This is a genomic window from Proteus sp. GOKU (assembly GCF_015475555.1).
GTDB lineage: Bacteria > Pseudomonadota > Gammaproteobacteria > Enterobacterales > Enterobacteriaceae > Proteus > Proteus mirabilis_B.
Window position 1 is genome coordinate 242,365 of the sequence record NZ_CP034105.1, and the last position, 26,269, is coordinate 268,633.

Sequence of the window (26,269 nt, forward strand, 5' to 3'; positions counted from 1 at the left end):
ATCCTTTTTTAAGCAACCGAGTGTATTTTGAAATGAGTAATAACGTTGTCGTATTGGGCACCCAGTGGGGTGACGAAGGCAAAGGCAAGATAGTCGATTTGCTGACAGAACGCGCTAAATATGTTGTTCGCTACCAAGGTGGCCATAACGCGGGTCACACTCTAGTCATCGACGGTGAAAAAACCGTTCTTCATTTAATCCCATCAGGCATTCTCCGTGAAAATGTTGTTAGCATCATAGCAAACGGTGTCGTTTTATCACCAGAAGCGCTGATGAAGGAAATGACCCAACTTGAAGATCGCGGTATTCCTGTTCGTTCTCGTTTACTTCTGTCTGAAGCTTGCCCATTAATCCTTCCTTATCACATCGCATTAGACAATGCGCGTGAGAAAGCTCGTGGCGAAAAAGCTATCGGTACAACAGGCCGTGGTATCGGTCCTGCTTACGAAGATAAAGTTGCTCGTCGCGGTTTACGTGTTGGCGATCTGTTTGATAAAAAAGCGTTTGCACAAAAACTCAAAGAAATCATCGAATACCATAACTTCCAACTGGTGAACTACTACAAAGTTGAACCTGTTGATTACCAAAAAACCTTAGACGATATCATGGCAATCGCTGATATTCTGACTGGTATGGTTGTTGATGTTTCTGACTTACTGTACAAAGCAACACAAAACGGTGAGTTAGTGATGTTTGAAGGTGCACAAGGTACTTTATTAGACATTGACCACGGTACTTATCCGTATGTAACCTCTTCAAACACAACCGCTGGTGGTGTGGCAACAGGTTCAGGTTTAGGCCCTCGCTATGTTGGTTACGTATTAGGGATCATCAAAGCTTACTCTACTCGTGTAGGTGCAGGTCCATTCCCAACTGAATTGTTTGATGAAGTGGGTGACTTCTTACGTGAGAAAGGCCAAGAATTTGGTGCAACTACAGGCCGTAGTCGTCGTACTGGCTGGTTAGATATCATCGCTATTCGTCGCGCTGTTCAAATCAACTCACTGTCTGGTTTCTGCATGACTAAACTGGATGTGTTAGATGGTCTGAAAGAAGTGAAACTGTGTGTAGGCTATCGTTTACCAAACGGTGAAGTGATTGATACAACACCTTTAGCTGCTGATGATTGGGAAGGTATCGAGCCTATCTATGAATCAATGCCAGGCTGGAATGAAACGACGTTTGGTGTGAAAGATCACGCCCAACTGCCACAGGCAGCACTGAACTACATCAAGCGCGTAGAAGAGTTAACAGGCGTTCCTGTTGATATCGTTTCTACTGGCCCAGACCGTTCAGAAACCATCATTCTCCGTCATCCATTTGATGCATAATCTGCATTAAATTGGTTTGATGTGAAAATCGTCCCTGAAAATGACAGGGGCGATTTTTTCGTATCTGTTTGTTGGTTAAATTGAGATAGAAATACGCGTTACATACAATAAGATAAGACAGCTTTACACTCGGTTTTGCTTCTGTTTTATCAGTAACGCGTAAAAAACAATAAGACAATGTTATTGTTGTAGAGTTAGAAATAAAGAAAGCGATCTGTTGAAAATCGACAGTATCGCTTTTTCTTTGCCTGTGATGTCGCTATTATTTTGTTAATAGTCAAGTGAGAGACGGAAATAACTCACTTTTGAGCATATCTTTGCTAAATGTCCAAAAATTAAACATAATATTGCTTAATAAAATGATATTCTCATTAATAATTACTTATCCCTTAACGGCTTTAGTAGGGAAAACCACTTTTCAGAGGTCATTGTGCAATTAACCAGTTTTACAGATTATGGATTGCGGGCATTGATATATATGGCTTCATTGCCAGAAGGCAAAATGACAAGTATCACTGAAGTGACACAAGTCTATGGCGTTTCGCGTAACCATATGGTGAAAATTATTAATCAACTTAGCCATTTAGGTTTTGTTGAGGCTATTCGCGGTAAAAATGGAGGGATCCGTTTAGGCAAGCCTGCAACAAATATCATTGTGGGTGAGGTTGTTCGTGCTTTAGAGCCACTTTCATTAGTAAACTGTAGTGCTGAGTTTTGCCACATTACCCCAGCTTGTCGACTGAAACTGGTGTTGAATCAGGCAATTGAGCAGTTTTTGAAAGAGTTAGACCGTCACACACTCGCAGAGCTAGTTGAAAATAATAGCTCCTTATATAAATTGTTATTAGAAGATGTTTGAGTCTACTATTTCATCAAATCTGATAGCTTGGAGGTCATAATGTCAAAAGATCCTTTTCAGGATAGAGAAGCAGAAAAATACGCCTCTCCAATTGCTAGTCGCGAATATATTTTAGAAGAAATGAAAAAGCGCACGGCACCAATGAGCCGTGAAGATTTAGCGCAGGCGTTAAAAATTTCAGGTGAAGAAGACTTAGAAGCGTTACGTCGCCGTTTAAGAGCGATGGAGCGTGATGGTCAATTAGTTTTTACCCGTCGCCAGTGCTACGCATTACCTGAACGTCTTGATTTATGGAAAGGCAAGGTAATCGGTCACCGCGATGGCTATGGTTTTTTACGTGCAGAAGGTCAAAAAGATGACCTTTATCTTTCACAAGATGAAATGAAAAAAACCATGCATGGCGATGTTATCCTTGCCCAACCTTTAGGTATGGATAGAAAAGGTCGCCGTGAAGGTCGAGTTGTTCGTGTTATTGAACCAAGAAATAACCAAATTGTAGGTCGCTATTTTATTGAGTCAGGTATGGGGTTTGTTGTACCTGATGATAGCCGTTTAAGCTTTGATATTCTTATTCCTAAAGAAGATATCATGGGCGCGCGTATGGGAAATGTGGTGGTGGTTGAAATCACGACAAGACCAACTCGACGCACGCAAGCAGTAGGTCGTATTGTTGAGATCTTAGGTGAAACAATGGGAACAGGTATTGCGGTAGAAATCGCATTACGTACTCATGAGATCCCTTATACATGGCCTGCAAAAGTGACAAAAGAAGTTGCTGATTTAAAAGAAGAAGTACCTGAATCAGCTAAAGAAGGACGTGTTGATTTACGTGACTTACCTTTAATTACTATTGACGGTGAAGATGCGCGAGACTTTGATGACGCTGTTTATTGTCAACGTAAAAAAGGTGGTGGCTGGCGTTTATGGGTTGCGATTGCTGATGTTAGCTATTATGTACGCCCACAAACAGCGCTAGATACAGAAGCACGTAGCCGAGGAAACTCTGTTTATTTCCCTTCTCAAGTCGTGCCGATGTTGCCAGAAGTCCTATCTAATGGATTGTGTTCATTAAACCCACAAGTTGACCGTTTATGTATGGTCTGTGAGATGACCGTTTCTGAGCAAGGGCGTCTTTCTTCTTACAGATTCTATGAAGCGGTGATGAGTTCTCATGCTCGAATGACCTACACCAAAGTGTGGAAAATCATTCAAGGTGATGAAGAACTGCGTGAGCACTATAAGCCTATCGTTAAAGATATTGAGCATCTGTATGAGTTATACCAAGCATTAGATAAAGCGCGCGAACAGCGCGGTGCAATTGGTTTTGAATCAGAAGAAGCGAAGTTTATCTTTAATGCCGAGCGTCGTATTGAGCGTATCGAGCCAGTTGTTCGTAATGATGCACACAAATTGATTGAAGAGTGCATGATCCTTGCTAATATTGCAGCCGCTCGCTTTGTTGAGAAAAACGAAGAACCTGCACTTTACCGTATTCATGATAAGCCAAAAGAAGACAGCGTCCTGAATCTACGCTCTGTCTTTAATGAATTAGGGTTAACGTTGCCGGGAGGCTTAACACCAGAGCCAGCAGATTATGCACGTGTCATGAAAGAGGTTGAAGACAGACCTGATCGTGAAATGCTACAAACCATGATTTTGCGCTCAATGAAACAGGCAATTTACGATCCTGAAAATCGTGGGCACTTTGGTTTAGCATTAAAATCTTACGCACACTTTACCTCACCAATTCGTCGTTATCCTGATTTAGCCTTGCATCGTGCAATTAAATATCAGATTGCGAAGGAAGAAGGTCACGGTTCACAACGTTGGACACCAACAGGTGGCTACCATAGTGATATGGACACCATGTTGCAATTAGGCGAGCACTGTTCTTTAACCGAGCGCCGTGCTGATGAAGCAACACGCGATGTTGCTGATTGGCTGAAATGTGATTTTATGCTGGATCAAATTGGTCAACAGTTTACCGGTATTATCACCAGCGTAACGGGCTTTGGTTTCTTTGTTCGCTTAAATGATCTGTTTATTGATGGTCTGGTGCATGTTTCTACATTAAATAATGATTACTATCAGTATGATAATGTAGGGCAACGCTTAATTGGTGAGTCTTCAGGACAAGTCTATCGCCTTGGTGACGAAGTAGAAGTAAAAGTTGAAGCAGTTAGTATGGATGAACGTACTATCGACTTCTCTTTAATTTCAACAACACGCACTGCGCGTAATCCGGGTAAAACAGCCCGTGTTCGTGGTCTAAAAGGCGAAAAAGACAAGAAAAACGCAAGTTCTAGCAAGTCTCGTCGTCGTGATGCAAGCAAAGATAAAAACTTTGAGCCAGATAGTGCCTTCAAAAAAGGTAAATCATCAGGTCGAGGTAATGCGAGCAAAGACAAAGCCGTAAAAGACCAAGTTGCGAAAGATAAAGCGAGTAGCAAACGTAAGAAAGCATCATCACAAACCAAAAAGATAGAAGCAAAACTTAAAGCTAAACGTGCAGCCAAACGCGATAACGCATAATCTTTTGTTCTTCTAGTTCTTTTTTAAAAGGCGGAGACCCCGCCTTTTATCTGTTTTGTGCCTTTTATTTTTTAATGAGTAAGCACCGCTATGAGCGAAGAAATTATTTATGGTATTCACGCAGTAACCGCATTACTTGAGCGTGATCCTGCACGTTTTAAAGAAGTTTATGTATTAAAAGGGCGTGAAGATCGCCGTTTAACACCGGTTATTCATGAATTAGAAGCACAAGGCATTCTGGTTCAGGTCGCTAATCGTCAATGGTTAGATAGTCAAACTGAAGGTGCTGTTCACCAAGGTATTATTGCTAAAGTAAAACCAGGTCGTCAGTATCAAGAACAAGATTTACCAGACTTATTAGCTAAAGTCGGTACACCTTTCTTATTAGTGCTAGATGGCGTGACTGATCCCCATAATTTAGGGGCTTGTTTACGTAGCGCAGATGCCGCTGGTGTACATGCTGTTATCGTTCCGAAAGATCGCTCTGCACAATTAAATGCAACAGCTAAAAAAGTGGCTTGTGGTGCAGCAGAAAGTGTTCCTTTAATTAAAGTGACCAACCTTGCTCGTACACTGCGTTTCCTGCAAGAAGAGAACGTTTGGATTGTTGGTACAGCAGGCGAAGCAGACCACACTTTATATCAAAGTAAACTCACAGGCCCAATGGCATTAGTGATGGGCGCTGAAGGTGAAGGTATGCGTCGTTTAACACGTGAGCATTGTGATGAACTGATTAGTATCCCGATGGCGGGTACAGTGTCATCACTTAACGTCTCTGTGGCAACAGGTGTTTGCTTATTTGAAGCGATGCGCCAGCGTATTAATGTAAAATAATCGCTTAGTTTATTTTATTCTCTATACTCCCTTGAGTTTTATTGACCGCGGGGGTATAGTTACGCGTCAATTTTTTCAGTCACAACTTAAACAAGTTCCTTGCCTCCATGGGTGGTGACTGACCCTGACAGGAGGCTGATAAATCCGTAAGGAGCAATATCAAATGCGTCATTACGAAATCGTTTTTATGGTTCATCCTGACCAGAGCGAACAAGTTCCGGGCATGATCGAGCGTTATAAAACCGCTATTACTAATGCAAATGGTCAGATCCACCGTCTAGAAGACTGGGGTCGTCGTCAATTAGCTTATCCAATCAACAAACTGCACAAAGCACACTACGTTCTGATGAACGTTGAAGCTCCGCAGGAAGTGATTGATGAACTGGAAACTACTTTCCGTTTCAACGATGCCGTTCTCCGCAACATGATTATGCGTACTAAACACGCAGTAACTGAAGCTTCTCCAATGGTTAAAGCAAAAGACGAACGCCGTCGTGATATCGCTGATGACCTAGATGATGAAGATGAAGTTGATGATGTAGCAGAGGATTCTGAAGAGTAATTAGTGCTGTGACGGCTAATAATCATTTGGTGCTAACTGGCACAGTGTGCAAAGCATTAATTCGAAAAGTTAGCCCCGCTGGGATCCCGCACTGTCAATTTGTTATTGAACATCGTTCAATACAAGAAGAGGCGGGATTAAAAAGACAATCATGGTGCCGAATGCCCATTATTGCTAGCGGGAAAGCGTTACAAGCAGTTACTCACAGTATAACGGTCGGCAGCCAAATCACCGTTTCTGGATTCATTAGTAGCCATCAGGCGCGAAATGGATTGTTTAAATTGGTGCTTCATGCCGAGCAGATTGAATTGATAGATTCTGGAGACTAGCCATATGGCACGTTATTTCCGTCGTCGTAAGTTCTGCCGTTTCACAGCAGAAGGCGTACAAGAGATCGATTATAAAGATATCGCTACGCTGAAAAACTATATCACTGAAAGTGGTAAAATTGTACCAAGTCGTATCACCGGTACTCGTGCAAAATACCAGCGTCAGCTGGCTCGTGCTATCAAGCGCGCACGCTACCTGTCTTTATTACCTTATACTGATCGTCATCAGTAATAGGTATATAGTCCATTAATGACTTGTAGAGGATAAGGTAATGCAAATTATTCTGCTTGATAAAGTAGCGAATCTGGGTAGCCTGGGTGATCAGGTTAACGTAAAATCGGGCTATGCTCGTAACTATTTAATCCCACAGGGTAAAGCTGTTTCTGCGACTAAGAAAAACATTGAGTTTTTCGAAGCGCGTCGTGCTGAGTTAGAAGCTAAATTAGCTGAAACTTTAGCAGCAGCTGAAGCTCGTGCAGCGAAGATCAATGCACTGGGTTCTGTCACTATCAGCTCTAAAGCGGGTGACGAAGGTAAACTGTTTGGTTCAATCGGTACTCGTGACATCGCTGATGCAGTAACTGCAGCTGGCGTTGAAATGTGTAAGAGCGAAGTTCGCCTGCCAAATGGCGTTCTGCGTACTACTGGTGACCACGAAGTTCACTTCCAAGTTCACAGTGACGTATTCGCTGAACTGAATGTTATCATCGTTGCTGAATAATCTCTGATTAAACAGTTAATGTTGATAAAGAAAAACGCCAGCTTAGCTGGCGTTTTTTTTTGGATAAATTAAATCTCTTCTTACTATGGTGTACGGTAATAACTTCCATCACTCAAACGAGTGTAAGTGATAACAGTACCGGCGCTATTTGTCACTTCTAGCATACTGACATCACCTTGTGGGTTTCGCTGTAAACGAATAGCTTGCCCTGCGCGTAATTGGCTTAATGATTTCTGTTGGTCTTCTGATTTCGCCATAGAGAATGCATCATTAACAGGAAGTTGATTGTCTCTAAACAGTTGCGCTAAGGTTTGCCCTTCTTTGATGGTGTAGGTTTGCCATGTTTGCGCTGGTGTTGATTGAGTATCTTGTTGTGGCGTTGTTTGAGCAACATTTCCCTCTGGATCACTTGTCGTTGGATCCTCTATTGATGGAGTAACCGCGGGATCGGCATTTAAGCTATCTTGTGCTTGAGGGATCGAGGTTTGATGAGTCGGATCATTTGTTGATACTGATGGTGAAATAGGCACAGGAAGATCATGCGTCGATGATGATGGCTGAGGTGGCTCACCATTATTTTCACTTGTTGGCCAAAAAAATACGACCAATAAAACAACAGCAATAACTAGTATTGCCCGACGATGTAAGCCAGGGAATTTGCCCATATTCACCTCATTATTGATCTGTGAATCAGTATTATGAATTGCTGTAACATCTTTTTTATTCCTTGTAGCCATACTAGCACGAACCATGATCCTAACCTGCTCCCTGAATTCTTTTCAGAATTATCTATTCGCTCTAACCGTTAATGTTCTTTATTTCCTTGATGGTTAACTAAAAATAGTTTCATGCGTTGATACACATTTTTATCCGTTTCTATGGTTAAAGCCTGTGTTAATTCACCATAAAGATCATGAGGCAATAATGTGTCAGACCATGTTGAAAGAACATTCAGCGCCATATTTCTATCACGCAATGTCGGACTACGTAATTGCCTTTTGATAAGTGACCAACCGATACCGGGAAAACCACCAAGATCTTGCATAATATATTCAACGGCATGATGGGGCTGATATTCAGAGTAGGTAGTTATTAATGGATCATCTGTGCTATCTAATGCTGTTAATTCAATTTGTTGTTCTGCAAGTTTAACTACTCTTTCTATTTTGTGAGATGCATCAGTTTGCATTAATTGGTGCCACCAATCCGCATTGGGATTATCTTTTTGTAGTGAAAAGAGTAATTCCCAGATATCAAGGCGAAGCGATTTAGCGACAAGACTTGCTTGGTAATTTTTTGAGCGAGATGGATTTTGTAATGCTTCAATAATGAGAGTTGACCATTCAGGTTTTTGAATAATATTTTGTGACGTAGAGATAATTTGTTGTTGGCAATGATCGTTCCAGCCAAGAGACTCAAGTAATAACCAGTCTTCACCACTATTTTGTACAAAGTCAGCGATTTCACAGACACAATAAAGGAGCTTTAATTCTTTTGGAGGCAAAGCATCGACTTGTGAAATAAAAGCGTTGCATGCTTGGGCACCTTCTACATAATCGTAAATATCTTTTGCGGGACCGCCATTAAGCAGTGCACGTAAAAGATCACTAGAACCAAGCAATAGCTCATTATCTAAAGGGTGCGTATTTAGCATTTCTAATAATGCCCCTTTTGTGACACAGTCATAGGCGACATACTCTGTCATTACATTATTTTTATACCCTTCAGTCAGTAGCCAATAGCGATTATTAACAGACAGTGTCGAAGGTAGATGTTCAATAAACTGGATACGTCCCCAGCCTTTAGTTCGTTGACCTAGAGAGTGTAAAAAAGGCTCAAATTCTTCACAAGAAAGGCGCTGTTTTAGCGAACGAATAGCATAAAGTGTAAATTCAGGGTGTAGGGAAAACAATAAAAGTAAACGCTGAGAGGCGCTATCATTAAACGATCCTAATAGTCCTAAAGCTATTTTGATAGGATTCTTGTCAGGACTTAACTTTAAGATCCACAAGATCAATTGAAAATAAATCTCATGATTAATCAGTGCTTCATCTTGTTCTATTTTGTCTATCAGATGCGAAAGATAGGTGATAGGGGCGAGTTTATCTTGGCAGGCAATTGAATAAAAAGAAGCAACATGCTCTTTATCAGGCAAAAGAACGACATGCTTTATTGCATGATAAAGTGACAGCGAAAATTCTTCACATATTTTTTGAGAAGGCTGTTGTTCAATTGCTCGACCTATTCGTTGATGCAAAATAATACCTTCCCGAGCGCCGGCTGACCAACTAAAAGGTATCGAATCATCATCAGCTTTTGTTTTTAAGTGAGAGTCTGACAATAGATTTAATTCATCAAGCAAAGGTGTATCACCTATTTCATAAGGTGCTAACAGCGAAAGAATTGAAGGAACAGAAGAAGGATAAACGTTAGGAAAGTCTATTGTGAGGTCGATAGACAGAGGTGACTTACTGAAAAGCTTATCGCGCCAATTAGTCATAATAAATCCTATTTGTTTTGCCGTCTTAGTATAACTTTAGCGGAAAATAGGAAAGCTGGACAAAAAAAGCCAGAAAATTCACCTATATCACTTAAAAGAGACTTACCTCAAACACACTTCCTTTCTTGAGATAGAAAAACAAATCAAAAAAAACTGGTCAATAAAATTAAAAAGCGGTACATTAGCGCAATTCAATATTGTTATATTATAACATTACAAATAAGGTGGGGTTTATTATGAAACTGGGTATTCATCCTCAATATCGAACAGTGATTTTCCATGACACTAGTGCAGATGCTTATTTTAAAGTGGGTTCGACCATCCAAACGGAAAAAACAATAGAGTATGAAGGGCAAACATATCCTTATGTAACACTAGATGTTTCCTCTCAATCACACCCATTTTATACCGGTAAACAAAAGACACATTCTCAAGAAGGTAATGTGGCACGCTTTAATAAACGTTTTGGTCAATTTATTAAGTAAGGAAGAAAAAATGCAGGTATTAAGTTCGTTGAAAAGCGCTAAACAACGCCATCCAGATTGCAAAGTGGTGCGTCGCCGTGGTCGTCTTTATGTAATTTGTAAGTCAAATCCACGTTTTAAAGCCGTTCAGGGGTAAGATTATGCAAAAACCAGTCCTTTCTTGTGTTTTAATTATGGGGCTATTGGGTAGTGCAATGTCAGTTTTAGCACATGGGCACCATCATGAAAAAGTACAAACACAAGCTCAACGAGATGCAGCTAATGGAATTTTTGAAGGTAAGGATGTTCTTGATCGCCAACTCAGTGATTGGGATGGTGTATGGCAATCTGTAGAGCCTTATCTTCTCAGCGGTGAATTAGATGAGGTGTTACAAAAGAAAGCGGAAACAAAAAAAGATAAAACGGTTGAAGAGTACCGAGCTTACTATACACAAGGCTATAAAACTGATGTGGATATGATTGGTATTGAAAACAATATCATTGAGTTCCACCGTGGAGAGAAAGTCGATAGCTGTGAATATCACTATGATGGTTATCGTATTCTGTATTATGAGTCGGGTAAAAAAGGGGTACGTTATCTTTTCCGCTGTGATGATGCCAAAAGCCAAGCGCCCAAATTTATTCAATTTAGCGACCACATTATTGCACCAGAGAAAGCAGGGCACTTCCATTTATATATGGGCAATACATCGCAAGATGAATTACTTAAAGAATTAAGTAATTGGCCAACATATTACCCTTATTCGATGAAAGCAGATGATATTGTTCACGAAATGCTTTATCACTGATTTAAGTGGAATAAATAGAAAATAAAATAATAAAAATCTTTAGCAAAGGAGTGCTAGATTTTTTTTAATTAATTATTTGATATAAAAAGAACAATAAAATAATTCATGTGAAAGCCATTTGATTAGTAACTATACTTATGTTTATTTGGTGATAAAATAAATTATATCAAATTAAGTTTCTTCATTTTTATTATCTAATATATGTAATTAATTATTGATTAATTTTTTTAAAAGGAATTTTTATGGCATATCCTATTTATCTAACTTTAAAAGGAAAAGTCCAAGGGTTAATTTCTGTAGGTTGTTCATCTCTTGATTCGATAGGAAACCGTTACCAACTTAATCATGAGGATGAAATTCAAGTTATTAGTTTAAATAATAGTTCTGTTCGTGCACAAAATGCATCTTATCAACCAGTTATATTTACTAAGCCTATAGATAAATCATCACCATTACTTTCAACAGCTTTAGATAATAACGAAGTCTTAGAAGCAATATTCACTTTTTATAGAACAAGCCAACATGGGCAACTTGAAAAATATTATGAAATTAAATTGACTGAAGTTTCTCTAATTGAGGTTTCTGATATTTTTCCTGATTCAATAAATGATAATGAATCAATGCCATATCAACGTATTCAAATGAAATACACCTCAATATCCAGGGTTCATTTGGTTGCTAATACATCAAGTTATAGTATTAACAGTGACATGATTTAATAAGCTTTAGTTCATTATCAAAAGATATGTGCTATTTACACATATCTTTTGATATAACATATTCACTTGGTGCAAAAATTGATTGTTTATAACAAATATAATACCCCTTAGAGACTAAATCATATCTGACATAAAATGAAAAAAAGAAACTGAAAATAATACCTGCTATTGCCATAATTGTGAGGTAACCAGCTATTTTATTATTCATTTTTTGTGTTTTTTTCTTATATGCACAAATAAAAATCAAATAAGAAAAATATATTAATAGGGGAGAACCAAAACACAATAATGCTGTCTGGAAAGAGAATAATATACGTTCTTTCATTGAAAAATATTCAATGTAATATGATATTGAAAAATAAAAACAAAAGATAGATAATAAAAAAACAAATAAAGAAGTTAAAAATAATTTCAGTGGGCTTATTTTATCCACGGCTAAGTCTTCCCCATTGTGTGAAAAATTGATCAGGGTGATAAGGCGTTTCAGGTTTCTTTTCCCGATAAGATTTTAGATTTTTAATTATGGTTTCACTGATCTTAAATTCATCATCTAATTTATATAGGGCAACTGCTATCACTAACCCCACAACAAATACACCTAAAGCAACGACTATAACACTTGTTCCTGCTGTTAATGCTGCTGTTACGATACTACCAGTTAGTAATATAGTATTAACAGTGATATGATTAAATAAGCTTTAGTTCATTATCAAAAGATATGTGCTATTTACACATATCTTTTGATATAACATATTCACTTGGTGCAAAAATTGATTGTTTATAACAAATATAATACCCCTTAGAGACTAAATCATATCTGACATAAAATGAAAAAAAGAAACTGAAAATAATACCTGCTATTGCCATAATTGCGAGGTAACCAGCTATTTTATTATTCATTTTTTGTATATTTTTCTTATATGCACAAAGAAAACCATAATATGAAAAATAAAAAGTTAAAGGAACTCCAAAGCAGAGTAATCCAGTTTGAAACGAGAATATTATTTTGTCTTTCATTAAGAAATAATCTATGTAATAAATTATTGAGTAATAAAATCCAAAAATTGATAGAAGTAAGATACAGATAGAAGATAGTATTAAATTAACCGGTTTTATCTCTATTTTTTTTATTTTATCCACGGCTAAGTCTTCCCCATTGTGTGAAAAATTGATCAGGGTGATAAGGTGTTTCAGGTTTATTTTCTCGATAAGATTTTAGATTTTTAATTATGGTTTCACTGATCTTAAATTCATCATCTAATTTATATAGGGCAACTGCTATCACTAACCCCACAACAAATACACCTAAAGCAACGACTATAACACTTGTTCCTGCCGTTAATGCCGCTGTTACGATACTACCAGTTAGTAAAGTTGTCATTTGCATACTAATAGCCAATTTTGCCATATCCATAGTGATATTTACGAAAAAATTAGTGAGATCATATTCATCTCTAAATATGAGTTCTACAATTCTATAAGCTGCTGAAAATACAATTGCAAAACGTACACCTCCAGCTGAAACGGAATTCATTCCTTGGGTTCCTACTCCCATATATATAATACGAGGATTATTTGCTAGGTATCGAGTTGCATTTAAATAAGCTCTAACGCCTGCATGACCTGAAATTCTTATATAAACATTTCCATTTTTACCTACATACTCAGTCGCTGTGATATTGATATTTCTAAACTCATTAACAATTCTTTCGACTCTATATGATTCATAGATATTTCCAGAATATGATGAAGCGATATCACCAATACTAAATAAAGTATCTTTCGATGATTTGTAAGGTGTTGGGGTGGATAAGTTTTTTAGAACATAATCAGCTTCTTCAAGGGTGATAAGTGCCGCAACATTTTCATCATCTTCGGTATCATTAAGGATCCGCTCAATTCTTTTCTTATTGTTGTATTGTTCTTCTCTGTCCCAATCAATAACGGTGGTATCGTATATATAGCCCATATAAAAAGATCCTTTTTTTATAAATTTAAATTAGATTAATAAAATTTATGATTTTATGCAATTAAAAATATCTGCTGTTAGATTAATTAATTAAAAGTTAGCTTAACAACAAGCGTGCTTTTATTTTTTATTATGTAAAATTCTATTTTGATTATTTTTATTATTTACTTTAAGTAGATAGTATCCTTCACTATAAAAGAAGTTATTTTTATATTTTTTATATAAGTAATAAATAAACTGAGGGGATATATAAATCTAATTTTATATCTTTATGTTAAAAATATAATTTTTAATATTTTTTGATAATAAGAGAAAATAGTAAGGGAAAAAGCAGTAGCATCCATGCTGACTTACTTTTATAAGTTGGGTTAAAGGTTATTTATAATCCTTGGCAGAGATATTTCATCTCCATATAATCTTCAATACCGTGTTCAGAGCCCTCACGACCTAAACCTGATTGTTTAATACCACCAAATGGTGCAACTTCATTGGAAATTAAACCAGTGTTAATACCCACCATGCCGTATTCTAAATTTTCAGCAACACGCCAAATACGTTGTGGATTTTCACTATAAAAATAAGCGGCTAAGCCATAAATGGTATTATTAGCTAAATGCACCACTTCATCTTCATTTTCAAAAATAACTAAAGGTGCAACAGGGCCAAATATTTCTTCTTCAAGGATATGGCTATCAGCAGGAACATTGCCAACAACGGTAGGTTGGAAGAAGTTCTCACCCGCTTTGTCATTATCTCCGCCACAAAGCAGTGTTGCACCGCGTTTTAATGTATCAGCAAGCAATGATTGTGATTTTTCAACAGCTTTACGGTTAATGAGAGGCCCAATAGTGACACCTTCTTCAAAACCATTCCCCACTTTGAGTTTTTTAACGGCGGCAACAAAGCGTTCGCTAAATTGTTGATAAACATCTTTATGAATATAAAAACGGTTAGCACAAACACAGGTTTGTCCTGCATTACGGAATTTTGCTCCCATAGCACCTTCAACCGCTTTATCAATATCGGCATCGTTAAACACGATAAAGGGTGCATTGCCACCTAATTCCAAAGAGACTTTTTTTACACTATCTGAACACTGGCGCATTAATAAACGTCCAACACCTGTAGAGCCAGTGAAACTTAATTTGCGCACGCGGTTATCAGAGGTAAAGACTTCACCAATTTTAATGGCATCACCAGTTACAATATTAATAACACCGGCGGGAATGCCAGCTTGAGCCGCTAATTCTGCTAAAGCCAGTGCAGTATAAGGTGTTTCATTGGCAGGTTTAATTACCATAGTACAACCCGCTGCTAATGCAGGAGCCGCTTTGCGGGTGATCATAGCAGCCGGGAAGTTCCAAGGTGTAATAGCAGCACAGACACCAATACCTTGTTTGATCACCATTAAGCGTTTATCAGCAGAAGGGGAGGGAATAATTTCACCGTTGGTTCTCTTACCTTGCTCTGCAAACCACTCAATAAAAGAAGCTGCATAAGTAATTTCACCTTCAGCTTCAGCAACGGGTTTACCTTGCTCAAATGTCATTAACTCAGCAAGTTTTCTTTTATTTTCAGTAATTAATCTAAACCAATTTTGCAATAATGCTCCACGCTGATGTGCTGTGAGTGCACGCCATTTTGGTAAGGCTTTTTGTGCTGCATCAACAGCCATTATTGCTTCTTGTGTTGCCATATTGGGGACTGTACCCAGTAAAGTACCCGTTGCAGGATCGACAACATCAACAGTTTCGTTATTTTGAGCATTACACCAAAGACCATCAATATAGCCTTGTTCGCGGAAATAGGGATTTGTCGTTATCTTCACTTAATACCTCTCTGAACACATATATATTGATATTTATAAGGCTAGGCAGTTTTGCGCCTGTTTATAATTATATGCCTGTGTTGCTATGTTGTGAAAATAAGTATGACAAATGCCAATAAAAAAGCGTCAAAAAGACGATAAATAGGGTCAATTGCTTATGTTTTTAATGAATAATTCCCATTACTCAAGACTGAAGGTTTACGCTGTACCTTACCACTGTTATTCTTGGATCTAACTTTCATAAAAAACAGGTATTTTTCATGTCAAAACCATCATTTGATTCTATCGAATCACAGGCAAGTTACGGTATTGGTCTGCAAGTCGGTCAACAACTGACTGAATCAGGTCTTCAAGGATTAGAGCCCGCAGCACTGTTAGCTGGCTTGACCGATGCATTAGAAGGTAATGCGCCTTCTGTACCTGTTGAAACATTACACAATGCCTTACGTACTATGCACGAGCGTGCTGAAGCAGTTCGTCAAGAACGCCAAGCTGAGCTGGCTGATGCTGGTAAAATCTTCTTAGAAGAAAATGTGAAAAATGAAGGCGTTCAAGTTACAGAATCTGGCTTACAGTACAAAGTACTGACTGCGGGTGAAGGTGCAATTCCAGCGCGTACTGATCATGTTCGTGTTCACTACACTGGTCGTTTAATTGATGGCACTGTGTTTGATAGCTCAGTTCAACGTGGTCAACCTGCTGAATTCCCAGTAAATGGCGTTATCGCAGGCTGGATTGAAGCATTAACATTAATGCCAGTAGGTTCAAAATGGGAATTATATATTCCTTACCAATTAGCTTATGGCGAACGTGGAGCAGGTGCGGCTATTCCTCCATTCGCAACATTAGTATTTGAAGTAGAATTATTAGAAATTTTATAATTTCTTATTCTGCGGTAAATCAGAGTAAAAAATAGCCGGTTTTTGCCGGCTATTTTTGTCTCTGAACTAAAATAAAGAGACAGTAGGGTAATTAATTTTTATAAGAGAAGTTATCTGCTTATAGAAATAAGAGAGGTGCATTATGTTAGAACAAGTCAGCAAATTAGCTCGCCAAGCAGGTATGGCGATAATGCAAATCTATCAGCAATCAGAGCCTATCCAAGTACAGGAAAAAAGTGATAATTCACCTGTCACAGAAGCTGATTTGGCCGCTCACCAAGTTATCAAACAAGGACTTGCTTCTATTGCTCCAGATATACCTCAATTATCTGAAGAAGATCCCCCTGAATGGGAAGTACGTCGTCATTGGGATCGTTATTGGCTGATTGACCCTCTAGATGGAACTAAAGAATTTATCAGTAAGAATGGTGAGTTTACGGTAAATATTGCCTTAATTGAAAAGGGTATTCCTGTTTTAGGGGTTGTCTATGCCCCGGTTCAAAATGTGTTATATGCAGCGGCAAATAAACAGGCATGGAAAGAAGTGTGTGGACAGCGATTACCTATCCATGCAAGTCGTGCAGAGCCGCCAGTAATTGTGATTAGCCGTTCTCATCAAGATGATGAATTAAAAGAATACCTCTCACAACTTGGCGCACATCAAACCGTTGCTGTTGGTTCATCTTTGAAGTTTTGTTTAGTTGCTGAAGGTAAAGCACAGCTTTATCCTCGCTTTGGACCTACACATACGTGGGATACCGCGGCAGGTCATGCTATTGCGATTGCTGCTGGCGCACATGTCACGGATTGGAAAGGGGTAACGCTAGATTATTCCCCAAAAGAGTCGCTGATAAACCCAGGATTTAGAGTTTCAATCTTTTAGTGCCATTTTATGAAATCGGAGCCCTTTGTTTAATAAGGGCTCTGACACCGAAATTATTCTTTAATTAAATCGTTGATAAGATTGATTGCAGTCGTGATTTCCGCACCGCTTAATACACCTTCTTTGACGAAACGGACTTTGCCTTGTTTATCCAAAACAACAATAGCTGAACTCTCTTTTTCTAATCCCCAGCCTTTTAATGCTATGCCATCAGCATCAACAATAAACTGTGACCAAGGAAACTCTTTTTTACTGTCTTCAACACTGCCACGAACAAATGGACCTGTACCAAACACAGCATCATCAGTATTAATAATCGTTGTGGTTTGATAACTGGTATGTGGGAATTTAGCCAGTTTTACAGCTTCAATAAACGGCGCATTCATCTCCTTAGCTTTGCTACGTCCTGCTATATGCTGAACAGTACGTACTTTTCCACTGAGCAGACCACTATTCCAATTTTGGTAGCTAAACTTATCTTTGGTTGTGTCATAAAGTAGCTCACCTTTGTCATTGATTGTGACAGCGGGAAGTACTGTATTTTCAGTGATGTTATGTGCAAATGCCCATGTGGATGTGCTGAGTAAAAGAGCAGCTAAGGTTATTTTGTGCATAGCCATGATCCTATTATTGAAATCGACGTTAGATTCTATCTAAGCATAGAAGCTAGTGAAGAATAATACCTCATCGCTGATACATTTATTTAACATTGAGTGGGTAAAATCACGTGCACACTATCTTTATTTATATTCTTTACTGTCAATAAATGTAAAAACAGATAAGAAAATCAAATAAGTTGAACCTAGTACTTATAATTAGGTCTTTAAATTTGATATATAAAGATAAGTCTTTATGACTTATTAAACTCAACAACGAGCATGGGAGACTAACTGAAAGATGAAAATCTTCAATCGCTATAACCCTGAAAAAATTGCTCTCTACGTTAAGACATTATTTCGTGGACGGTTTTACATCAAAGGAATGGGTGCATTTGAATTCGATTACGGTAAAATTTTATTACCTAAAATAAGAGATAAGCTACATTTTAATGTCATGAGTGAAGTGAACCAGCAGGTCGTTTTACTGAAAGCAGAAATGGGCTAACTTTTATCTGATAGATAACTGAGTCTTTCTCGTGAGTATCATCGATAAGACTCAGTTATTAATTTCAACTTGTTACTTGTTAACTTACCGTTTTATTCTCATCTGTCTTGATATCGACTTCTGTTGTTGTCTGTATAACAGGAACATGTTCTTGTAAAATCGGCTTAACAGGTGGAATATCATCAACTTTTGTTACAAGTAATTGATCTATTTTGTAATTATCAATATCAACAACTTCAAATTTGTATCCTGAAAACTTCACATAATCAGTGCGCTTTGGAATTTTACGTAAGCGATACATCATAAAGCCTGCGATGGTTTCGTAGTTACTCGAATCAGGGAAATCGTCGATATCAAGTACACGCATTACATCATCAATTGGCGTACCGCCTTCAACTAACCATGAGTGCTCATCACGACTCACAATTTGCTCTTCTTGCCCCGGTCCAATTAAATCGCCCATTAAGGTTGTCATCACGTCATTTAGTGTAATAACACCCATCACCATCGCGTATTCATTGAGGATAATGGCAAAGTCTTCACCGGATGTTTTAAAACTTTCCAACATATCTGAAAGCGTTAATGTATCAGGGATAATCAGAGCCTTACGGATATGAACACCATCATTGAGATTTAAGCTTTGCCCGTTAATAACACGATTAAGCAGCTCTTTAGAATCTACATAACCAATAATATGGTCGATATCACCTTCACAAACGAGGAACTTAGAGTGAGGTTGAGTGGCAATTTTTTCTTTGATATCGCTTTCAGTTTCTTCACGATCAAAATAGACCACATCTTCTCGAGGCGTCATTGCCGACGGTACGGTACGTGATTCTAATTCAAAAACATTCTCGATAAGCTCATGCTCTTGTTTACGCAAAACCCCAGCAACGGCACCCGCTTCTACAATGGCAAAAATATCATCAGAAGTAATATCTTCATTTCTTACCATTGGGATTTTGAATAATTTGAAGATGAGATCTGCCATACCATTAAATAACCAAACCAGAGGGCGGAAAAAGGCAAGGCAGAAACGCATTGGGTTCACAATTCTTAATGCGATAGCTTCTGGTTTTATCATACCAATGCGTTTTGGCGTTAAGTCAGCCAATAAAATAAACATCGATGTGACAATAATAAAGGAACAAATAGATCCAAGCTGTTGCGCTAATGGCTCTTCAAAAAATTGGAGGTAAAAGTTTTTAAGAGAAGGAGAGAATGCAGATTCACCGACAATACCCGCTAAGATAGCGACGGCATTTAATCCAATTTGCACAACGGTAAAAAACATGCCCGGCATTTCTTGCATTTTTAATACACGCGCAGCGTTCATATTGCCCTCATCAACAAGTTGTTTGAGTTTAATTCGACGAGAAGCAGCAAGAGAGATTTCAGACAGCGAAAAAAAGGCGCTGATAGCACAAAGCAAAAGCACAATGAGTAAACTATTAAGCATATAAGGCTCACACCACCCCAAGTATTTAATCCAAAGGGTAATACTAGAGTGTTAAAAATAGAAGATAAATCAATATATTGTGATGAATTTATTCACAAAGATAGATAAGAGGGCGTAATTATATCATCGCCCTGCTATTTTCTGCTAGTTTTACTTTTCAGGGGGATAGCAGATGCCTATTCCACCTAATCCACAATAACCTTGTGGGTTTTTATGTAAATATTGCTGGTGGTAATCTTCAGCAAAATAGAAAGGGCCCACAGGCTGAATTTCAGTGGTGATAGCATCAGTAGTGCCTTGAGTATTCATTGCTTGTTGATAACGTTTTTTTGACTCAATAGCTTGAGCATATTGCTCTTCATTAACAGTGTAAATGGCAGAACGATATTGGCTGCCAATATCATTACCTTGGCGCATACCTTGTGATGGATTGTGATTTTCCCAAAAAAGAGCCAAAAGTTGTGAATAGCTAATTACTGAGGGATCAAAAACAACTCTCACCACTTCACTATGACCTGTTAAACCTTGGCAAACTTGTTGGTAAGTTGGATTTTCTGTTACACCACCGCTATAACCCGCACTTGTTGAGTAAACGCCCTGTTGTTGCCAAAATAGACGTTCAACACCCCAAAAACAGCCCATTGCAAAATAAGCAATGTTCATATTGGCTGGAATATCGTTAATAGAATGCCCATTTACAGCATGATTAGCAGATATTTCTAATGGTGTCGAAGTACCCCTTAAGGCATTCTCTGGTTGGTAAGCTTTATGTTGCAAGGTAGACTCCAGTTTTTATATTTGTAAACGCTTTACTATGGTAAAGGCTTAATATTGTTATAAACTAAATCTACAATAAAGCTTAAAACAGTTTGTCGTCAATTCATCACATGGATTAAATAATATTGAGGAGAAAACGTGCCGAGATACTCCGTTATCTACGTTCTCTGTCTGTCTTTTATCGCGCCTGTTGCCTATGGGGCAAATTTGCGTTTAAAAGTAGAAGGTTTAGAAGGGCAGCTCGAAAAAAATGCGCGAGTCCAGCTATCAAACATTACAACAGAAGAAGTTGCACCTGACGGGCGTTTTCGTGCGCGTGTTGAAAAGGCAATTCAAGAAGGACTTCGCCCTTTAGGTTACTATCAGCCCAAAGTGACATTTTCTTATGAAGAAAATACACCACCTGCGCGCTCCGTATTAACCGCTAAAGTTGAACCGGGTATTCCGATTTTACTGAAAGGCGTTGATGTGGTTCTTGAAGGTGGCGCTAAAACAGATAGCCAATATGCAAAAGTCATTAAAGAAAATACACCTCCTCTTGATAGTGTTTTAAACCATGCAGATTATGAGAAACTCAAAGGTTCGTTAACTGGGCTTGCCATTCGCCGTGGCTATTTTGATGCGGAAATGCAAAAAAGCCAGTTAGGCGTCTCTTTAGATAATCATGCCTCATATTGGGATTTTGTTTTCGATAGTGGAGAACGCTATCGTTTTGGAAAAGTGAATTATACGGGCTCCCAAATCCGTGAAGACTATCTACAAAATATTGTCCCTTTTAAAGAGGGAGAATATTACGCCTCAGAAGATCTGGCTGAATTTAATCGCCGTTTAGCGGCAACGGGCTGGTTTAACTCTGCGGTTGTGACACCTGATATTGCTAAAGCACGCGCTGATAACTCTTACCTGTTACCGATGAGTGCAGTTGTAACACCGCGCTCTCGTAACTATGTTGAGCTTGGTGGTGGTTATGCTACCGATGTTGGTCCTCGCCTTAATATGCAGTGGGATAAGCCTTGGATGAACTCACGAGGTCATAGTTTAACCTCTAATATCAGTGTTTCTCAGCCTGAACAGTCTATTGGTGCCAATTATAAAATTCCACTTAAGGTCAATCCATTAGAACAATACTATGGTGTTCAGGGTGGTTTTAAACGTACCGATTTAAATGACACCCGCTCTGATACCACAACGCTAAACGTGTCCCGTAACTGGGATATGTCGACAGGCTGGCAATACAGTGTGAATACACGTTGGAGCCTCAGCCACTTTACCCAAGGTGAAGTTACAAATACCACTATGTTGCTTTATCCGGGCGTTACAGCAAGTCGAGTACGTCAACGAGGTGGTATGATGCCTTCTTGGGGGGATAGCCAACGTTATACATTAGACTACTCCAATAAAATATGGGGCTCTGATGTTGAATTTGCTGCATTCCAAGCGCAACACGTTTGGATACGTACACCGTGGGACGGGCATCGCTTTGTGGTAAGAGGCAACTTTGGTTGGATTGAAACCAATGCGTTTGAGCAAGTACCGCCTGAATTACGTTTCTTTGCAGGTGGTGATAGAAGTGTTCGTGGTTTTAAATATCAAAGTATCTCACCTGAAGACGGAAAAGGTAATTTAACGGGTGCATCAAGAATGCTCGTAGGATCGTTAGAATATCAATATAACATCACGGGTAACTGGTGGAGTGCTGTCTTTATTGATAGTGGTGAAGCAGTTAATGATTTTACTCGCAGTGATTTTAAAACAGGTGCGGGTGCAGGTGTTCGTTGGGCATCACCAGTTGGTCCAATTAAATTTGATTTAGCATTACCTGTGAGTGACGTGGATAAGCGTAGACTCCAGTTTTATATCGGGTTAGGAGCAGAGTTATGATAAAAAAGTGGTTGAAATGGATTGCGCTAACACTCCTTATCATTATTTTGCTTACATTCGGTGCTGTTGCTTGGATTTTGGGAACGCAATCGGGTTTGCATTTCGCTATTAATAGCGCAGCTCGTTGGGTTCCTGGTTTAGTTATCAAAGATGTTAATGGTGGCTGGCAAGATCTGCGTTTAACGGGTGTTGAATATCAAATGCCTGGGGTTGATGTGAACGTGGGTGAGTTATCTCTAGGATTACGTTTAGCGTGCCTGATGGATAAACAAGTTTGTGTCGATACATTAGGCACACGAGATGTTGTTGTAAATGTTGATACTAGCGCTTTCCCTCCTTCCGAAGAAACACCTCCATCAGAGCCTCTAACAGAGCTTAATGCGCCATTACCTATCTATTTGAATTCACTCTCATTAGAAAATACGCATGTGAAGATTGACGATATGGCAATCTCGCTAGGCGAATTTAAAACGGGTGCGCAGTGGGAAGGCCGTCAAGTTACATTAAATCCAACACTCATTAATGATTTGCTGGTGGCATTACCAAAGACACCGAAAGAAGGGAGTGTTGAAGCAACAGCTCAAGATGTAAAAGAAATCGCAACTGCAAAACCTCAAACTGAGCCTACAACACAAGAAGAAAAAGAGCAGGCTTTAGCTGAGACAATTAAAGCGATTTTTGCGAAGCCATTATTAGCCGAATTACCTGAAATTATTATTCCTGTTGATATCAATATCGAAGGAATTGAAGGTAAGCAATTACAGATTAGTGGTGATACGCCTATTACGATTAATCAATTATCGTTTGAAGCAAAGACGCAAGGTAAGCAGGTTAATCTCACTAAATTAAATATTGATGCCCCAGAAGGTGAGGTGAGTTTAAATGGGGGAATTACCCTAGATAAACAGTGGCCTGTTAATTTAGATGTGAATGCGACTATTCGTGATGTTGCAGGGCTTGAAGATTTTAAAGATCAAAAAGCGACGCTTTCTTTACAAGGTGCATTACTTGAAGAGCTTAAACTAGCGCTCTCTTTAACAGGAACAGTGACAGCAACTTTAGATGCTCAAGCTGAACTGGCAAAACCACACCTTCCATTAAAACTGACGCTTGAAAGCCAGAAAGTTCGTTGGCCATTAACGGGCGATGTGCAGTATCAACTTAACGGTACTCGATTACGCTTAAATGGTCAGACAGATAACTATGATCTCTCATTACGCTCTGATATTGAAGGTCAAGAGATCCCTCCAGCCAAATTAATGCTGGATGCAAAAGGGAATGAAGAGAAAATAGAGCTGACGCGTTTACGTTTAGCTGCTTTGCAAGGTCATGCTGATATCACAGGTGTCGCTGATTGGAGTAAAGCAATTAGCTGGAATGCATTGCTCACGATTTCAGGAATTAATACGGCAAAACAGTACCCTGATATGCCAGCAAAATTAGATGGGCGCATTGCAACAACAGGTAGTCTATATGGCGGAAGTTGGCAATTACGTGTTCCTGAAATCACCTTAGATGGCAATATCAAAAATAATCTTATCAAGGCGAGAGGTAATGCTTACGGTAATGATTCAGGGCAATGGAATATTCCTCAGTTAAAACTGATCCTAGGTAAAAATAACCTCGATATTGAAGGGCATTTAGGTGATAAATGGGCATTAGATGCCAATATTAATGCTCCGGGATTAAATGGTTTAGTACCTGGATTAGCGGGTGTTATTAAAGGTAAAGTTAATATTCGTGGCGATATTAATACACCTAAGATTATTGCTGATATCAACGCTCGTGGTATTAAATGGCAAGATCAAGTCAGTGTTGAATCCATCACTATTAAAGGTGATGTTCAAGCGGATAAAGAAATTGGTGGCAAACTTGCGATTACTGCTCGTCAGTTAAAACAAGCCGATTTAGTTATTCGCAATTTAACGTTGGATGCTGCTGGTACAGAAAAACAGCATAAACTGATGCTAAAAATGGATGGTGAACCTGTTTCTGGTGGACTGACATTAGCTGGCTCATTCGATAAAGAGAAACAGCAATGGAAAGGAACGCTAAATAATACGGCATTTGATACCCCAGTGGGAGAATGGCGTTTAAATAAAGCTATGGCGTTGAATTTGTTGGCAGAGAAGCAAGAAGTCACCATTGGCTCTCACTGTTGGGTAAACCCAAATGCACAAGTTTGTGTTCCTAAAGCGATAACTGTGGGTGAAAGCGGATCTGCGGCAATTACATTGACGCGTTTTGATCTAGCGATGATCAAACCTTTCCTACCACCAGAGACTTCTGTTAAAGGTGTATTTACTGGCGATGCCACAGCAACGTGGAGTTCAAAAGGCGGATTACCGAAAGCATCGGTAACTCTAAAAGGGCAAGGTGTCGCAGTAAAACAGAATATTGAAGGCACTATTTTACCGATTGATTTTGATGCTATTACCTTAAATGCAGGCGTTAACAATGGTAAAGCAACATTACAATGGCTGATTAGTATTGCGGGAAATGGTGATATTAAAGGTAATGTGCATGTTGCTGATCTTGAGAAGAAACGCCAGCTATCAGGTACGGTGGATATTGATAATCTGACATTAGATTTAATCAAACCATTCTTAGGTAAAGGTGAAATAGCTGAAGGTCGTGTTGGTGCGCAATTACGTTTAGGCGGAAATGCTCAATCGCCACTGCTATTTGGTCAATTTGGTATTAATCAATTAAAAGTGGTTGGGCATTGGATCCCGTTTGATATTACGAAAGGGAATGTTGATGTTCAATTCAATGGTGCGACGTCTGATTTAAGCGGTCGAATCGAAACCCCAGAAGGTTACTTAAATCTTACTGGTAACGCTGATTGGCGTAAATTAGACGCATGGCACGCAGTAATAGCCGCAAATGGCAATAAGTTACGTGTTGCATTGCCTCCGATGGTACGTATTGATGTTAATCCTGATTTAGTGTTTGAGGCTCGTCCTCATTTACTGAAACTAGATGGGCGCATTGATATTCCTTGGGCACGCATCGTTGTTCAAGACTTACCAGAGTCAGCGGTATCCGCTTCTTCTGATGAAGTGATGCTGGATAAAAACTTACAGCCAATTGCACCAAAAGAGACATCGATTCCAATTCAAAGTAATTTAGCTATTAATATTGGCGATGATGTGACACTGGACGCATTTGGGCTTAAAGCTAGATTGACGGGAGCGCTTAAAGTCAATCAGAATAAACAAGGACTGGGTTTAAACGGTCAGATAGATATTCCAAAAGGCGAATTCAAAGCTTATGGGCAAGACCTGCAAGTTCGTAAAGGGCAAATATTGTTCTCAGGGCCAGTTGATCAACCTTACTTAAATATTGAAGCTATTCGTAATCCTGAAAATACGGCAAATAATGTGATTGCTGGTGTTAGGGTGACAGGGCTTGCAGATAAACCGAAAGTTGAAATTTTCTCTGAACCCGCTTTTACACAGCAAGAAGCGTTATCCTACTTGCTAAGAGGTGAAGGGTTAGATAAAAGTGGTGATGCGGATTCATCACAAATGACGGCAATGCTGATAGGATTAGGCGTTGGTCAAAGTGGTCAGCTTGTAGGGCGCATTGGTGAAACCTTTGGTGTTTCTGATTTAGCGCTTGATACACAAGGTGTGGGGGATAACTCACAAGTTGTGGTCAGCGGTAAGATCACAAACGATCTACAAGTGAAGTATGGAGTGGGTATATTTGATTCGCTAGCGACGTTAACCTTACGTTATCGCTTGATGCCCAGGTTGTATTTACAAGCAGTGTCTGGTATGAATCAGGCAATAGATCTGCTTTATCAATTTGAGTTTTAAAT

At 38.9% G+C, this 26,269-nt stretch carries 26 protein-coding genes; 17 read left to right on the forward strand and 9 right to left on the reverse strand.

All coding sequences use genetic code 11. The features are described from left to right. Positions 1–32 precede the first annotated feature (32 nt). The 8 genes from EHE21_RS01220 (at position 33) to rplI (ending at position 7,169) form a co-directional block, all read left to right on the forward strand. A complete protein-coding gene (locus EHE21_RS01220) occupies positions 33–1,331 on the forward strand; it encodes an adenylosuccinate synthase (protein ID WP_072069601.1) in 1,299 nt (432 codons plus the stop codon). 430 nt (positions 1,332–1,761) lie between these two features. Then, entirely contained in the window at positions 1,762–2,190 is a 429-nt protein-coding gene (gene nsrR / locus EHE21_RS01225; protein ID WP_109372704.1) for a nitric oxide-sensing transcriptional repressor NsrR, read from the forward strand. A 39-nt stretch (positions 2,191–2,229) separates the two neighbouring features. Then, complete coding sequence (rnr, locus tag EHE21_RS01230; protein ID WP_194951644.1) at positions 2,230–4,722, forward strand: ribonuclease R; 2,493 nt, start codon at positions 2,230–2,232, stop codon at positions 4,720–4,722. 102 nt (positions 4,723–4,824) lie between these two features. Continuing rightward, positions 4,825–5,556 carry a 23S rRNA (guanosine(2251)-2'-O)-methyltransferase RlmB gene (gene rlmB, locus EHE21_RS01235; RefSeq protein ID WP_165126424.1) on the forward strand — a complete coding sequence of 244 codons (732 nt, stop codon included), beginning with the start codon at positions 4,825–4,827 and terminating at the stop codon, positions 5,554–5,556. Between the two features lie 163 nt (positions 5,557–5,719). Beyond that, positions 5,720–6,118, forward strand: coding sequence for a 30S ribosomal protein S6 (gene rpsF / locus EHE21_RS01240; protein WP_023583607.1), 399 nt, complete (start codon positions 5,720–5,722; stop codon positions 6,116–6,118). Between the two features lie 8 nt (positions 6,119–6,126). After that, positions 6,127–6,447 carry a primosomal replication protein N gene (gene priB / locus EHE21_RS01245; protein WP_006535746.1) on the forward strand — a complete coding sequence of 107 codons (321 nt, stop codon included), beginning with the start codon at positions 6,127–6,129 and terminating at the stop codon, positions 6,445–6,447. A 4-nt stretch (positions 6,448–6,451) separates the two neighbouring features. Further along, positions 6,452–6,679, forward strand: a complete 228-nt coding sequence (gene rpsR / locus EHE21_RS01250) for a 30S ribosomal protein S18 (protein ID WP_000135199.1) — start codon at positions 6,452–6,454, stop codon at positions 6,677–6,679. 40 nt (positions 6,680–6,719) lie between these two features. Beyond that, complete coding sequence (rplI, locus tag EHE21_RS01255; protein WP_023583606.1) at positions 6,720–7,169, forward strand: 50S ribosomal protein L9; 450 nt, start codon at positions 6,720–6,722, stop codon at positions 7,167–7,169. A gap of 83 nt (positions 7,170–7,252) precedes the next feature. Here rplI and EHE21_RS01260 read toward each other — a convergent pair whose 3' ends face one another. Next, the gene (locus EHE21_RS01260) at positions 7,253–7,906 is read right to left on the reverse strand and encodes a LysM-like peptidoglycan-binding domain-containing protein (protein WP_228766720.1); all 654 of its coding nucleotides are present in this window, start codon (positions 7,904–7,906) and stop codon (positions 7,253–7,255) included. Between the two features lie 68 nt (positions 7,907–7,974). After that, positions 7,975–9,669, reverse strand: coding sequence for a hypothetical protein (locus tag EHE21_RS01265; RefSeq protein WP_194951646.1), 1,695 nt, complete (start codon positions 9,667–9,669; stop codon positions 7,975–7,977). Between the two features lie 236 nt (positions 9,670–9,905). On the opposite strand from EHE21_RS01265, the gene EHE21_RS01270 reads away from it, so the two are divergent. The 4 genes from EHE21_RS01270 to EHE21_RS01285 all read left to right on the forward strand — a co-directional run bounded on the left by EHE21_RS01270 (position 9,906) and on the right by EHE21_RS01285 (position 11,661). Then, complete coding sequence (locus EHE21_RS01270) at positions 9,906–10,154, forward strand: type B 50S ribosomal protein L31 (protein ID WP_023583603.1); 249 nt, start codon at positions 9,906–9,908, stop codon at positions 10,152–10,154. Positions 10,155–10,164: 10 nt separating this feature from the next. Then, a complete protein-coding gene (ykgO, locus tag EHE21_RS01275; RefSeq protein ID WP_006535739.1) occupies positions 10,165–10,290 on the forward strand; it encodes a type B 50S ribosomal protein L36 in 126 nt (41 codons plus the stop codon). Between the two features lie 4 nt (positions 10,291–10,294). After that, positions 10,295–10,942 (forward strand): metal-binding protein ZinT, encoded by a 648-nt coding sequence (gene zinT, locus EHE21_RS01280; RefSeq protein WP_088493998.1) that lies wholly within the window; start codon positions 10,295–10,297, stop codon positions 10,940–10,942. A gap of 242 nt (positions 10,943–11,184) precedes the next feature. Continuing rightward, entirely contained in the window at positions 11,185–11,661 is a 477-nt protein-coding gene (locus tag EHE21_RS01285; protein WP_109408484.1) for an Hcp family type VI secretion system effector, read from the forward strand. 31 nt (positions 11,662–11,692) lie between these two features. Here EHE21_RS01285 and EHE21_RS01290 read toward each other — a convergent pair whose 3' ends face one another. The 4 genes from EHE21_RS01290 to EHE21_RS01305 all read right to left on the reverse strand — a co-directional run bounded on the left by EHE21_RS01290 (position 11,693) and on the right by EHE21_RS01305 (position 15,458). Next, the gene (locus EHE21_RS01290) at positions 11,693–11,986 is read right to left on the reverse strand and encodes a DUF1240 domain-containing protein (protein ID WP_228766768.1); all 294 of its coding nucleotides are present in this window, start codon (positions 11,984–11,986) and stop codon (positions 11,693–11,695) included. A gap of 398 nt (positions 11,987–12,384) precedes the next feature. Then, on the reverse strand, positions 12,385–12,801 hold the full coding sequence (locus EHE21_RS01295) for a DUF1240 domain-containing protein (RefSeq protein ID WP_228766721.1): 417 nt from the start codon (positions 12,799–12,801) through the stop codon (positions 12,385–12,387). Beyond that, positions 12,794–13,630, reverse strand: a complete 837-nt coding sequence (locus EHE21_RS01300) for a hypothetical protein (RefSeq protein ID WP_194951648.1) — start codon at positions 13,628–13,630, stop codon at positions 12,794–12,796. Before EHE21_RS01300 ends, EHE21_RS01295 begins: the two co-directional genes overlap by 8 nt. Before the next feature lie 379 nt (positions 13,631–14,009). Beyond that, positions 14,010–15,458 (reverse strand): NAD-dependent succinate-semialdehyde dehydrogenase, encoded by a 1,449-nt coding sequence (locus EHE21_RS01305; RefSeq protein ID WP_194951649.1) that lies wholly within the window; start codon positions 15,456–15,458, stop codon positions 14,010–14,012. Positions 15,459–15,718: 260 nt separating this feature from the next. On the opposite strand from EHE21_RS01305, the gene EHE21_RS01310 reads away from it, so the two are divergent. Continuing rightward, positions 15,719–16,339, forward strand: a complete 621-nt coding sequence (locus EHE21_RS01310; protein ID WP_036939421.1) for a peptidylprolyl isomerase — start codon at positions 15,719–15,721, stop codon at positions 16,337–16,339. A 142-nt stretch (positions 16,340–16,481) separates the two neighbouring features. Next, positions 16,482–17,222, forward strand: a complete 741-nt coding sequence (cysQ, locus tag EHE21_RS01315; RefSeq protein ID WP_194951650.1) for a 3'(2'),5'-bisphosphate nucleotidase CysQ — start codon at positions 16,482–16,484, stop codon at positions 17,220–17,222. 53 nt (positions 17,223–17,275) lie between these two features. Here the strand turns inward: cysQ and EHE21_RS01320 are convergent, their stop codons facing one another. Beyond that, entirely contained in the window at positions 17,276–17,836 is a 561-nt protein-coding gene (locus tag EHE21_RS01320) for a YtfJ family protein (RefSeq protein ID WP_194951651.1), read from the reverse strand. Positions 17,837–18,119: 283 nt separating this feature from the next. Here EHE21_RS01320 and EHE21_RS01325 point away from each other — a divergent pair, with 283 nt between their 5' ends. Beyond that, positions 18,120–18,326, forward strand: coding sequence for a DUF1107 domain-containing protein (locus EHE21_RS01325; protein ID WP_006535730.1), 207 nt, complete (start codon positions 18,120–18,122; stop codon positions 18,324–18,326). Positions 18,327–18,405: 79 nt separating this feature from the next. Here EHE21_RS01325 and EHE21_RS01330 read toward each other — a convergent pair whose 3' ends face one another. Beyond that, positions 18,406–19,785 (reverse strand): hemolysin family protein, encoded by a 1,380-nt coding sequence (locus tag EHE21_RS01330; protein ID WP_194951652.1) that lies wholly within the window; start codon positions 19,783–19,785, stop codon positions 18,406–18,408. Between the two features lie 150 nt (positions 19,786–19,935). Continuing rightward, positions 19,936–20,562, reverse strand: a complete 627-nt coding sequence (msrA, locus tag EHE21_RS01335) for a peptide-methionine (S)-S-oxide reductase MsrA (RefSeq protein WP_193775136.1) — start codon at positions 20,560–20,562, stop codon at positions 19,936–19,938. Positions 20,563–20,700: 138 nt separating this feature from the next. Here msrA and tamA point away from each other — a divergent pair, with 138 nt between their 5' ends. Both tamA and tamB read left to right on the forward strand, forming a co-directional pair. Then, positions 20,701–22,443, forward strand: a complete 1,743-nt coding sequence (gene tamA / locus EHE21_RS01340) for an autotransporter assembly complex protein TamA (protein WP_194951653.1) — start codon at positions 20,701–20,703, stop codon at positions 22,441–22,443. Continuing rightward, positions 22,440–26,267 (forward strand): autotransporter assembly complex protein TamB, encoded by a 3,828-nt coding sequence (gene tamB / locus EHE21_RS01345; protein WP_324187749.1) that lies wholly within the window; start codon positions 22,440–22,442, stop codon positions 26,265–26,267. The genes tamA and tamB overlap by 4 nt, the downstream gene beginning before the upstream one ends. The last annotated feature ends 2 nt before the right edge of the window (positions 26,268–26,269 follow it).